Origin of the sequence: Microbacterium sp. I2, assembly GCF_051364985.1 — a bacterium.
Classification (GTDB): Bacteria; Actinomycetota; Actinomycetes; order Actinomycetales; family Microbacteriaceae; genus Microbacterium.
This window is the reverse complement of sequence record NZ_JBLWIH010000025.1, coordinates 17,362-29,666: the sequence shown is the minus strand read 5'-3', so window position 1 is coordinate 29,666 and position 12,305 is coordinate 17,362. Positions and strand designations below refer to the sequence as shown.

General features: G+C 70.7%; 10 protein-coding genes. All 10 read right to left on the bottom strand.

Features of this window, described 5'->3' with window-relative positions:
- Nucleotides 1-33 precede the first annotated feature (33 nt).
- Nucleotides 34-1,617 (bottom strand): glycoside hydrolase family 43 protein, encoded by a 1,584-nt coding sequence (locus tag ACLKM7_RS18205; RefSeq protein ID WP_436448714.1) that lies wholly within the window; start codon nucleotides 1,615-1,617, stop codon nucleotides 34-36.
- 13 nt (nucleotides 1,618-1,630) lie between these two features.
- Complete coding sequence (locus ACLKM7_RS18200) at nucleotides 1,631-2,797, bottom strand: hydroxyacid dehydrogenase (protein WP_436448713.1); 1,167 nt, start codon at nucleotides 2,795-2,797, stop codon at nucleotides 1,631-1,633.
- Complete coding sequence (locus tag ACLKM7_RS18195) at nucleotides 2,794-3,729, bottom strand: family 43 glycosylhydrolase (RefSeq protein WP_436448712.1); 936 nt, start codon at nucleotides 3,727-3,729, stop codon at nucleotides 2,794-2,796. The genes ACLKM7_RS18200 and ACLKM7_RS18195 overlap by 4 nt, the downstream gene beginning before the upstream one ends.
- Nucleotides 3,722-5,884, bottom strand: a complete 2,163-nt coding sequence (locus ACLKM7_RS18190) for an alpha-galactosidase (protein ID WP_436448711.1) — start codon at nucleotides 5,882-5,884, stop codon at nucleotides 3,722-3,724. Before ACLKM7_RS18190 ends, ACLKM7_RS18195 begins: the two co-directional genes overlap by 8 nt.
- A gap of 22 nt (nucleotides 5,885-5,906) precedes the next feature.
- Entirely contained in the window at nucleotides 5,907-6,614 is a 708-nt protein-coding gene (locus tag ACLKM7_RS18185; RefSeq protein WP_436448710.1) for a hypothetical protein, read from the bottom strand.
- Nucleotides 6,611-7,507: a carbohydrate ABC transporter permease gene (locus ACLKM7_RS18180; RefSeq protein WP_436448709.1), complete on the bottom strand. Its 897-nt coding sequence runs from the start codon at nucleotides 7,505-7,507 to the stop codon at nucleotides 6,611-6,613. Before ACLKM7_RS18180 ends, ACLKM7_RS18185 begins: the two co-directional genes overlap by 4 nt.
- Nucleotides 7,504-8,538, bottom strand: a complete 1,035-nt coding sequence (locus tag ACLKM7_RS18175; RefSeq protein WP_436448708.1) for a carbohydrate ABC transporter permease — start codon at nucleotides 8,536-8,538, stop codon at nucleotides 7,504-7,506. Before ACLKM7_RS18175 ends, ACLKM7_RS18180 begins: the two co-directional genes overlap by 4 nt.
- 66 nt (nucleotides 8,539-8,604) lie before the next feature.
- Nucleotides 8,605-9,969, bottom strand: a complete 1,365-nt coding sequence (locus tag ACLKM7_RS18170; RefSeq protein ID WP_436448707.1) for an ABC transporter substrate-binding protein — start codon at nucleotides 9,967-9,969, stop codon at nucleotides 8,605-8,607.
- A gap of 114 nt (nucleotides 9,970-10,083) precedes the next feature.
- A complete protein-coding gene (locus ACLKM7_RS18165) occupies nucleotides 10,084-11,121 on the bottom strand; it encodes a LacI family DNA-binding transcriptional regulator (protein WP_436448706.1) in 1,038 nt (345 codons plus the stop codon).
- Between the two features lie 297 nt (nucleotides 11,122-11,418).
- Complete coding sequence (locus tag ACLKM7_RS18160; RefSeq protein ID WP_436448705.1) at nucleotides 11,419-12,258, bottom strand: universal stress protein; 840 nt, start codon at nucleotides 12,256-12,258, stop codon at nucleotides 11,419-11,421.
- Nucleotides 12,259-12,305 lie beyond the last annotated feature (47 nt).

The following is a 12,305-nucleotide window of genomic DNA, read 5'->3' as shown; positions in this document are numbered from 1 at the left end:
GGCGTGCGCGCGTCGAACCGTCAAGGGGAAGATTCAGGATGCCGCCGCCGGCGCGGAGCGCAGGCTCGCGCGCCCGACATCCACCGTCCAGCCGCGGCCGTCGAGGTCGTCGGCTCGCACGCCGAGGAACAGCCCGGTGAACCGCAGTCGCGGGCCGTGGTCGTCCGACAGCGTCCACGCGGGATGGACGCCGGGCATCGGCATCCACTCCCCCTCTGCGCCGGAGAAGGCGAAGGTCAGAGCCGGCCCGTCGAGCGAGGCGCGCATCCGCAGCGGCCCGGACGGCACCGCGATCGGCTCGGATCGGACTGTGGCAGAGCCGTCGCGCCGCACCACCCGTAGGTGCCGCCCGTGCTCGGGGTCGAAGCCCACCTGCAGCCAGATCCAGCCGGAGCGGTCGTACCACGCGATGAGCCCGGCGGCCTCGCGCACGGTGCGCGGCTCGGCGTCGAGCAGCACCTCGAACTCGGTGCGATGCTCCTCGGCGCGCGTCAGGATCATCGACTGGTCGAAGACCGATCCCGGCGAGTGTCCGCCGCGCAGACGCAGCCACCCGGGTCGCGTCGCGGGGTCGGCGACCGACTCCGTCAGCGCGGCGCGCAGGGTCGACCAGCGCCGATCATCCAGGCGCGGGGTGTCGAACTCCTCGGTCCACTCGCGCATGCCCGCCGCGGCATCCGCTCCCGCACCGGGGCCGCCTACCGGCACCTCGACCTGCGCGTGATGCCCGCCGCCTACCAGACGCAGCCAGCCGTCGCCGTCGAACTCGACCCGCTGCAGGCAGGTCTCGCGGCCGAGGGTGCTGTACCGCTCGCCGAGGTGCAGCGTCGGCCGGCTCGCAAGATGAGCGAGCACCCAGTCCCCGTCCGGCGTCTGGACCAGCTCACCGTGGCCGGCCTTCTGCAGCGGATGCCCCGGCGCGTCGCGCGTCGTCAGCACCGCTTGCTGCGGGTCACGCTCGTAGGGGCCGAGGATGTGGCGCGCCCTCGCGGCGGTGATCCCGTGGTTCCAGCCGGTGCCGCCGGCGGCGATGAGCAGGTGGTACCACCCGCCGATGCGGTAGAGGTTCGGCCCTTCGACCAGCCCGTCCTCGCGGTAGATGACCGTAGCCTCGCCGGTCGTGCGGCGCTGCTCGGGCAGGTACTGCTCGAGCACGAGGCCGGAGAACGACGGATGCTCGGGGCGATGGTCCCACTGCACCCCGACGATCCAGTGCGTGCCGTCGGTGTCGTGGAAGAACGAGAAGTCGAATCCGCGCGATCCGAGGTGCACGGGCTCGCTCCAGGGACCCGTGAGGCTCGGCGCGGTCACGAGGTAGTTGTCGATGTCTTTGTCGTCGCCGTCCATCGTGCGCACGATCGAGTACGCCAGCCAGAACAGGCCGTCCGCGTGCGTCAGGCTCGGGGCCCACACTCCGCCTGAGTCGGGCACGCCGCGCAGATCGAGGTCGAGCGCATGGCCGATCGTGGTCCAGTGCACGAGGTCGGTCGAGTGGTGCAGCCGGACGGCCGGGTGGTACTCGAACGTGCTCGTCGCGATGTAGTAGTCGCGCCCCACGCGCAGGATCGACGGGTCGGGGTTGAACCCGCGCAGGATCGGGTTGCGGATCACCGGCACAGCAACCCCGTCCTCATGCCGGATTCGCGAAGGGGCGGCCCGCGACGAAGCGCTCGACCTCGGCGAGCGCCGCCTGGCCGAGCCGGCGCAGTTCGTTGCCGGTCGAGCCGGCGAGGTGCGGCGTGAGGAACACGTTGGGCAGGGAGTAGAGCGGATGCCCCGGCGCCAGCACTTCGGGATCGGTGACGTCGAGGATCGCCCGCAGTCGCCCCCGCTGCAGCTCGTCGACGAGGGCTTCCTGGTCGATGAGCGCACCGCGCGCCGTGTTGATGACCGTCGCGCCGTCGGGCATCGCCGCGAGCACGTCGCGCGAGATCATGCCCCGGGTCGCGGGCATCTCGGGCGCGTGGATCGACAGGATGTCGCAGCGACGCGCGAGCTCGGCCAGCTCGCCGACCAGCTCCGCCCCCAGCCGTTGCGCGGTCTCGACGGTGGCGTAAGGGTCGTACAGCAGCACGCGCACGTCGCTGCCGGCAAGCTTCTCGGCGACGAGCGTGCCGATGGTCGACGCGCCGACGATGCCCACCGTGGCGCCGTACAGCCCGGTGCGCGGCAGCTCGGCTTCGCGGTCGATGAAGCGCTGCTCGGCGCAGTACCGCCGCGACGTCCAGAACGCGTCCTTCGCGGCGAGCGTGATCATCGCCTGCGTGAACTCCGCGACCGGGATCGCGTTGGCGGCGCGGGCGGTGGAGATCCGGATGCCGCGGCTCGAGGCGGCCGCATCGAGCGGACCGATCCCGCCGCCCCAGTGCACGACGGCGCGCAGGGACGGGAACGCCTCGAGGTCGCCCGGCTCGAGCGGGGCGACTCCCCACCCGGCGATCAGAAGCTCGACACCCGCGGGATCGGGGATCGCCGCGAGCGAAGTGGCGGCGGCTGGGCCCACCCCGCCGGAGGCGCCGCTCGACGCGCCTGGGCCCACGCGGCCGGAGGCTCCGCTCGACGCGCCTGGGCCCACGCGGCCGGAGGCTCCGCTCGACGCGCCAGCGGCGAGTGGAGGGGCCGTGGGGACGGCGAGTGGAGGGGCCGTGGGGACGGCGAGTGGAGGGGCCGTGGGGACGGCGAGTGGAGGGGCCGCGGGGACGATGTCGATCTCCAGCAGCTCAGCGAGCCGGGCGCGTTCGGATTCGCCGAACACGAACGGCACGAGCGCCGGCGCCATCGCGAGCGCGGCCCTCATGCGCCCGGCTCCTCGCTCAACGACCGCGGGAGTGCCACGCCGAGCTCGTCGATGCGCCATTCGTCGCGCCACTCGAGCCGCACGCGGCCGTCTTCTAGCCGCAGCGGCAGCCACACCGCCGGCGACTCGGCCAGCAGTCCGGGGGTCCAGCGGTCACCGACGTAGACGTATCCGTCGCCGACCGGGGCGACGACGCTCACCTGCGACTCGTAGGTGAGCGTGCCGACGGGGGCGATGGGCTGCCAGTGTGCCCACGGCCCGCTCAGGTCCGGAGCGCTCGTGTACATGTTGTCGTTCATGCTCCACCCGGTGAGGTCCGAACCGAAGAGGTAGTAAGAGCCCTCGTGATGCACGAGGGTCGGCGACTCATAGCCGATGGCCGGGTTCGCCTGCTGACGAAGCGTCGCGACGACGGACTCGACGCCCAGGTAGTCGTCGCGCAGGCGGTAGATGTGCAGGCCGTGGTCGCGGTCCTCCGACAGCAGAAAGCCGACGCCGTCCTCCTGGAAGACCCCGATGTCGCGGCTGATGTTGCCGAGCGGGCGCTCGCTGCCGACGTAGGCGTACGGCCCCTCGGGTCGGTCCGCGACCGCGTAGCCGACGCGCGCGAACGCGTAGTCCGCCGTGTCGACGTGCAGCAGCATGACCCACGTCCCGTCCGGGCGCTGCAGCACCTTGGGCCGCTCGACGATGCGGTCCGGCCCGATGTCGCCGTCGCCGGCGACGAGTGCGTCGCCCTCGAACGCCCATCGTGCGAGGTCGGTCGACGAGTAGCACGCGACGGCTGTGAACCGGTCGCCCGCGGTCTTATCCTCACCCCACGCCAGCCAGCGCTCGCCCACGCGCTGCAGTCCGATGCCGTGCAGCTGGGCGGTGCGACCGAGGTCGTCGACGAACACGTGTCCTGGCCGGATCGCCCGGGGCTCAGCCACGGGGCACCCGCAGCACTCGCGCGCCGATTCCGGCGGGCGCGGCGACCGCCAGGGCATCACCGGCGGCCGAGAGCTCCCACGCCGTGTCGCCGGCCGGGAAGATCGTCTCGGCGCGTGCGGCGCCGGGGATCGTGAAGACGTGGGATGCGGCATCTCGATCCCACACGAAGATCAGGTCGTCGTCGGGTCCACGCAGGCCGAGGCATACGACGTCGTCGTCCCACGCGGGGAGGCCGAGCGGCCAGAACGGCGCGGAGTGGGCGAGTGCGCTGCGCAGCCCCTTGTGAAGCGTGACGGCCTCGGCGATGTGCGCGCGCTGCTCGGGGCGCAGGTCATCGAAGAACCCCGACAGGTAGAGCCGGCCGCTGAGGCCCGTGACGAGCGTGAACACCGTCTCATCGTCGCTCATCGCCCGCGCCGGGTAGGCCCAGTTGCCGCACTGCTCGGGCAGGATCGACACCGGCGCCGACGCCGCGATCGGCGGGTACAGGGTGAAGTCCTGCTGGTCGCTGGTGGACTGCAGGTGCGTGACGGCGAGCAGCGAATAGTCGGCCCGCATGGCGCCCGAGCTGCAGTTCTCGATGCGCAGCGACGGATGCCGCTCCTGAACCCGCAGCAGCCAGTCGCGGAACGCGCGGGTGTGGGCCAGCAGCCCCTCGCCGGCCGAGGTGGCGTTGCGCTCGGTGCCGGCACCGGGGTTGATGTTGTAGTCCAGCTTCAGGTAGCCGATGCCGTACGCCTCGACGAGGTGGTCCACCGTGGCATCGAGATGGGCACGGGCAGCCGGATGCCGCAGGTCGAGGTGATAGCGGCGGTCCTCGCGCACGCGCCGGCCGAACCGCTGGAAGAACGCCTCGTCGGGCAGCGCAGCGGCGGCCGGACTGTCGATGCCGACGACCTCGGGCTCGAGCCAGAGACCCGGCACCATGCCGGCGCGGCGGATCTCGTCGGTCACGCCGCGCAGCCCGCCGTGGAAGCGGGCGGCGGCCTCGCGCCACTCCCCCACGGTCGACCACCAGTCGCCGACCTCGGGGTCGGCGAACCAGCCCGCGTCGATGCAGAACACCTCGGCGCCCGCCTCCGCGGCCCGCCGCACCAGCGGCAGCAGGGCCTCGGTGGTCGGCTGGCCCATGAGGGTGTTCATGAAGTCGTTGTAGACGACCGGCAGGTCCTGCGCTTGTGCGCTGCCGCGCAGCCAGCGCCGGTAGCGGGTCAGGTGCGCGATCGCGTCGTCGCGTCCGTGAACGGATGCCGCGAGCGCGACCGGCACCGCGGTGAAGGTCTCACCGGGCAGCAGCTCGGCTGCGAAGTGATGCTCGAGATCGGTCGGCCCGAGCAGCGACAGCACGCCGCCCGACCGGGTCTGACAGAGATCGACGTGCCAGCCGGCGCTGGTCTCGACCTGCCAGGCCAAGGCCTCGGCCGCGCCGCCGTGCCCGTTCGTCGCCGGGGCGGCCGTGGCATCCGTCGTCGTTCGCACGAGGTAGCCGACGGGCACGTGCTCGCCGCTCGACCACGCGCCGTGGCTCGTGAGGGCGAAGTGACCGCGGCCGTCCTGACCGTGCAGGGCGAGTGAGATGTCGGGCAGCATCTCTCGCACCGGTGTCTCGTGCCAGCGGTTCTCGGCGAGCCATTCGCTCTCGGCGCTGCCGAGCACGAACCCGGCGAGGCCGGCCTGCGACGTGCCGAACCCGACCGTGGCCGACGACACCGCCGTCACGACGACCGGCTCGGGCCCGGCATTGCGCACCTCGTTCTCGATGCGCACCGCGGCGGTGCCCGCAGGCGCGGTGAGCGTCGTGCGCACCTCGAGGCCGCTGACGGGGTCGCGCTGGTCGATCACGGCGCGGGTCTGACGGGCATCCGAGACGACCCGCGGCGAGCCGGCCTGCACGCGCAGCCGTTCGCCCACCGAAGACCGCCAATAGGCCTGGCTGGTACGGCCGCGCTGCTCGGTCGAGGTGAAGATCTCGACCAGCCCGATCGCGGCGCCGCCGAAACGCGCCGTCGTGACAGAGCGCAGCGCCACCGGAGAGTCGTCGGTCCACGTGAGCTCGAACTGCCCGATGCGGGCGCGCACGATCGTGGGCGGGGTCTCGACCCGACCCGCGGCGGGGTGCCGGTCGGCGGTCGTATGGTGGGAGATCTCAGTCACGGAGTCCGTCTCGTCTCGTCGTTCAGGAAAAGCGCAGGGCGTCGTTGCAGATGTGGATGCCGACGCCGAGGAGGGCGGGAAGGAACAGCGCGAACGGCGCACCGATGACGGGCAGCGCCGCGAGCGCGACCCCGAGTCCGAGCATCAGGAGCCAGCTCAGCGCGACGTGCGGGCGCCGCGCGGTCGCCTTCGCCGCGGCGGTGAGAAGCTCCACGGGCGACCCGCCGTCGCACGCGGCCGCGACCGCGCACACCGCGATCATGAGGGCGAGCACGATCGCGGCGGCCGCGGCGACGAACAGCAGCATCGCGTCCGAGCCGCCGAAGAGGGCGAGGTCGTAGCCGAGCAGCAGCACGAGGGCGCTCATCGCGATCGCGGCCCACGCGAGGGTGCGTGCACCCCGCACGAACGAACGCCAGAACTCGCGGCCCGCGCCCGCATCCGCCCGCTCGGCGAGCAGTCGCCGCGAGCTGCGCAGCAGCGCGTACACGGCGGGCACGACGGGCAGCAGCGACAGCGCGCCGAGCCACAGCGACAGGTGCGTGGGCTGCCACCCGACCAGCAGCGAGAACGCGACCACGGGGACGAGGCATCCCGCGAACGAGACCGACACCACGAAGTACTGGAACACGGCCAACACCAGCTGCGCGACGGCGCCGTCGAGCGCGAGCACGGCACGCATTCGGGCGAACCCGCCGGCGGAACGGGAGGGGGTGGGAGTGGCGGTCATCCCTTCACCGCCCCGACGGACATGCCCTTGATGAAGTAGCGCTGGAACGCGGCGAAGATCGCGACGGACGGGATGATCGCCAGGATCGCCCCGGTGTAGATCAGCTGCCACTGCGACGTGAGCAGGCCGACCATGCGGTTGATCGCGACGTTGATCGTTCCCGCCGACGACGAGTCGAGGAACACCAGCGGGATGAAGAAGTCGTTCCACAGCCCGAGCGCCTGGATGATGACGAACGCCGAGGTGACCGGCAGCAGCATCGGGAACACGATCGACCAGAACGTGCGGAACTTGCCGGCCCCGTCGATCGAGGCCGCCTCCTCCACCTCGATCGGGATTCCCTTGATGAAGCTGCAGTAGAGAAGGATGCCGAAGCTCGCCGCACCGCCGAGATGCACCAGGATCACGCTCGTCAGGGTGCTGTAGAGCCCCACATCGTCGAAGCCCTTCACCAGCGGGATCATCCGCACCTGGAACGGGATCATGAGGCCTGCGATGAAGAGGACGTAGATCCAGCGCGACGTGCGGCCGCCGATGCGCTCGATGCCGTACGCGGCCATCGGCACGATGGCGACCAGCAGCACGACCGTGGCGACCGTGATGATGAGCGTGTTGATCAGCGCTTCGCCGTAGTCGGTCTGCTGGAACAGCTGGATGTAGTTGTCGAGCGTGAACTCGGTGGGAAGCCCCATCGGGTCCATCGTGATCTCGGAGTACGACCGGAACGAGTTCAGCAGTGCGTACAGCACCGGGCTCGCGACGATGAGCACCAGCACGGCGAGCACGACCATGACGACGATCTGCCCGGGGGTGAGCTTCTTGCGGGTGCGGTCGCGACGCGGCCTCTGCCGCTTCTCGCCGGGGGCGACGAGCAGTTCGGTCTCGGTGCTCATGCCTGGATCTCCCTCTTGCGCATGTAGGCGTTGGCCGCCACCGTGCTCACGATCACGACGAGGAACAGCACGATCGCGGCGGCGCTGCCGAACCCGGCGCGGTACTCGCCGAAGCCGACCTTGTAGATGAAGAACGCCATCGTCTCGCTGACGAACCCGGGGCCTCCCGAGGTGAGGACCATCACCTGATCGAAGATCGTCCACCCCGCGATCATCGCGAGGGTCATGTTGACGGTGACCGCGCCGGCGAGCATCGGCCATGTCACGTGCCGGAACACCTGCCGGCTGTTCGCCCCGTCGATGCGCGCGGCCTCGATGAGGTCCTGCGGCACCGACTGCAGGTTGGCGAGGTAGATCAGGGTGGTGTTGCCGCCGAGCGTGAAGCACGTGATGAACAGGATGACCCACACGACGATCGAGCTGTCGCCCAGCCAGTCGCGCGCCCAGTCGGGCAGGCCGAGGTCGCGCAGGAGCATGTTCACGGCACCGAAGTTGTAGTTGAGGAGGTACTTCCAGATCGTCGCGAGGATGAAGGCGCTCACGAGAGACGGCAGGTACACGGCGGTCCGGAACAGCCCTTGCCACCGGCCGACCTTGTCGAGCATGAGCGCGACGGCGAGTGAGATCGCGTTGATGATGACCGCGGAGCCGAGCCCGAGGATGAGCGTGTTCTTGACCGCGTTCCAGAACCGGCCGCTGACCAGGATCTCTTCGTAGTTGCGGCCGCCGACGTAGTCGTAGTCGGGGCTGATGCCGTCCCAGTTCGTGAAGCTCAACTGCAGCGACTGCAGCGAGGGCACGATGACCATCAGCAGGTAGATGACCAGCGCCGGGGCGATGAAGCCGAGCATCACCCATCGGGCGGCACGGAACCGGCGAACCCGACGCTGCTGCGGCTCGGTTCCGCGGGGCAGGAACGGGACGTCGTCGCGGGCTCCCTCCGGGGCACCGTCCAGCGGTCCTTCGCCGCTCAGCCGCACGGCGGCGCCGACGACCTGGGTCTGCCCCTGCAGAGCGCTCTGATCAGTCATGGAGGCCTCCTCGGCTCCGTGGCCGCGGTGCCCGGGCGCTCGGCCCGGACACCGCGGCGGTTTCGGTCAGCCCGCGGCGACCGTCTTGTCGAACTCTGCCTGGACCTTCGCGATGGTGTCGTCGATCGAGCTCTGGCCGTCCTGCAGCTCGATGCGCGCCTGGCGGAAGAAGGTGTTGAAGGCGCTGAACGTCGACAGCTCCGACACGTTCTCGAACCACGCCAGGTTCGGGTTCTCCAGCAGGGCGAAGTAGTCCTCGGCACCCGGGATCGACGTGTTGCGCTCGATCTCGTCGGCGGCGACAATGTTCGGCGCCAGCCACCCGTTCTCCTCCATGAGGTTCGCGGTGTCGACCTGGTAGAAGAACTCCAGGAACTCCCTCGCCGACGCCAGCTCGGCCTCGTCCTCGGCCGCCTGCGCCGAGATCGCGAGTCCACCGGCCGTGTCGCCGTTCACAGCGTTCTTGAGCACGTTGATCGCGCCGTCCTCGTCCGGGACGATGAACAACCCCGCGTTGAACTCGGGGTCGACCTTGTTGATGTCGTTGAGACGCCCGATCCCGGCGGACGACGTCGCCATCACGGCCATGTCGTTGACCAGCAGCGTCGTCGTCTGCGCGTCGGCGGTGGACTGCCAGCCCTCGAGGACGTACTCGTTGGTGATGTCGACCAGCTCCTGCAGCGGCTCGCGCAGGTCTTCGATCGCCGCGTCGCCGGCTGCGGCCGCGTTCCAGAACCCGCCCTCGTCGGACCACTCGGCGAAGTACGGCGCGGCCAGCTGCTTCCACAGCTGGTCGCTCGGCCACACCTCTGCCGCGGCAGTCGCCAGCGGCGCCTGCCCATTCGCCTTGATGTCGCTCAGCAGATCGAGGAAGTCCTGATACGTCTCGGGCACCTCGAGGTCGTTCTCCTCGAAGTAGTCCTTGTTGTAGACGATGTTGAGGCCGATCTCGCCGTTGAGCGCGCTGTACGGGACGGTGTAGATGTTCCCGTCCGAGGCGGAGCCGACGGCCTCGGGGTCGATCAGCTCGGTGACCGAGTCGGGGATCGGAGCGAGCTTTCCTGCGTCGACGTAGGTCAGGGTGTCGCGCATGTCGACCACCGCGGGCCAGTTGCCGGTGGCATCCATCGTCTTCAGCGCGGTCGCGTAGTCGCTTCCGGCGGGAAGCGGGTCGAGCTGGACGGTCGTCGTCTCGCTCTGTTCGTTGAACGAGTCGACGACGGCCTCGACGACCGAGTTCCAGGTCTCGTCGCCGGTGGCGTAGAGGAAGCGGATCGTCGTCTTCTCGGTGGCGGCGTCACCCTCGCTGCTCGGGGCGGCGCAGCCGGCGAGCGCGAGGCTCGCGGCGGCGATTCCCGCAGCCCCGAGGATCCAGGCCGAGCGGCGGCCCACTCGGGCGCGCACACCTGCCCGCGTCATTGCGTCGTGCATGTGATCTCCCTTGATTCGTGCCGGAACGTTTCCGTCCGGGCGAGCGTACCTCAAAGTGGACAACGTTTGCCACTTGTTTGCCGAATTGCCTCGCGAAGGGCGGAACGGCGGTGTTCAGCGCCCGTCGAGAGGCACGCCATGGAGGATCGGCGTCGCACTCAGGGCGACGGCATCCCTCCCGTCCGGCTCGTCGAGAACCAACGCGAGGGCCGCGCCGCCGAACTCCTCCAGCGGCACCTCCACCGTGCTGAACCCGGGCAGCACGTCGCCCAGCATCGGCACGTGGTCGAAGCCGGTCACCTCGATGCCGTCGGGGAACTCCACGCCCAGCTCGCGCAGGCGTGCGATGACACCGACCGCCATGGCGTCGCTCATCGCGGCGATGACGTCGAACTCGTCCAGGCGAGCGCGCAGCTCGTCCACGGCGCGGTAGCCGCCGTCGCGCGAGAACTCGGTGTGCACGACGTTCCGGTCGTCCACGGCGATCCCTCGCTCGGCGAGCCCCTCGACGAATCCTCCGACGCGCTCGAGCGCGGTGACCTCGGCGTCGGGTCCCGACACGATCGCGAACCGGCGCTTGCCGGCGTCGGCGAGCCCCTGTGCGAGGCGCCGTGCCGCTCCGCGGTTGTCGACGGTCACGGTCGGGAACCCGAGATCGTTGTCGCCGATCACGACGACCTTCGCGCCGTGCTCGCTCAGCACCGAGAGCTGTTCTCTGACGGATGCCTCGCGCCCGGCGTCGACCGTGCGGCTGGTGGCCATCACGACCGCGAGATGGCGCTCGCCGCGCAGCTGCGTGAGCAGCTCGATCTCGCGGGCCGAGTCGTCGCGGGTGGTGCGGACGGCGACCGAGACGCCCCGCTCCTCCGCAGCGTGCATCATGCCCGAGATCATGGTGGCCGACCCGAAGTCGTCGATGTCGCCGACGATGAACGCCACGGTGCGTGACCGACCGCCCTTGATCGTCTGCGCCGCGGGACTCACCGCGTAGCCGAGCGTGCGCGCGGCCTCCTCGACGCGCGTGCGCAGCTCGGGCGAGCCGCTCTGCTTGCCGCGGACCCCGCCGTTCAGCGCGCGTGAGGCGGCAGGGACCGACACGCCCGCGAGCCGGGCGACGTCCGCGAGCGTGGCGGGCTTGGCGGTTTTCGACATCGGCTCCCCTGGACTCGTCTGATAACGCTATCCAGTATCCCCGATCGCCCCCGCCGCCCGGCCCGGGGCGCCGGTGGCCGACCTCCGGATCCGGAAACCGGAGAATCGACTCGTTTCCGGATGCCGCGGGCGCCAGCATCCGGAAACTCACGCGAAGTCCGGTTTCCGGATCCGGCAACCCGTCGAGCGCGCGACGCGAGAAGCCCCCGCCCGTTGTGCGAGCGGCGCGAGACGAAACACCCCGAACCACCGTCGCCACCATGTCCGCGGCGTGCGCGACGCGAGTACGGCGTACCGTCAGCGGACGACGGCGGTCACCGTCGCGAGGCGAGCGAGCACCTCGTGGCTGATCGAGCCGAGCAGGAATCTGGCGAGCGCGCCGCGGCCGTGCGAGCCGACCACCGCGAGCCGCGCGGATCCGGCGAGGTCGTTGATCACCTGCGACGGGTAGCCCCGCTGCACCTTGCGCACGATCTCGAGGTCGGGGTACTGGCCGCGCAGCCCCGCGAGGGCCAGCGCCTGCGCCTCTTCGGTGAGCTTCTCCATGTTGTCGAGGTACTCCACCGGGTACACGCCCATGTTGCGCGGTGCCTCGAGCGGCGTCCACACCGACACGGCGATGAGCGGCTCGCCGAGCCGGTCCGCCTCGGCCGCGGCGAAAGCAACCGCCTTCTCCGACACCGGTGAGCCGTCGACCCCGACGACGACGCCCGAGCGGTCCGACACGTCCACGTCGGGCACCACGACGACGGGGCAGTGCGCACCGGCAGCGATCCGCAGGCCGTGCGCACCGCGAGCGCGCCGGCCGCCCGGCCCGTCGTAGTCGCTGCCGATGACGAGGAGCGTCGCGTGAGCCGAGGCATCCGTCAGCACCGCCACCGGATTGCCGCGGTCGACCCTCATCAGCACTTTCAGCCCGAGACGAGGAAGACCGGATGCTTCGGCCTCGACACGCTCGCGGGCCTCGGCGACGGCGTGGTCGACGACGGTGTCTTCGCCCACCGCTCCGATGGCTCCGCCGACGACTTCGATGAGCTTGAGCGGCAGGCGATGCGCGGCTGCGCGCTTCGCCGCCCACTCGACGGCGCGGTGCGAAGCGGGCGCCGGGGTGACTCCGACGACGATGGGATCGGCCATGATGGCTCCTCTCGGATGCCCTCAGAGTAGACCCGCAGGCCGCCCGG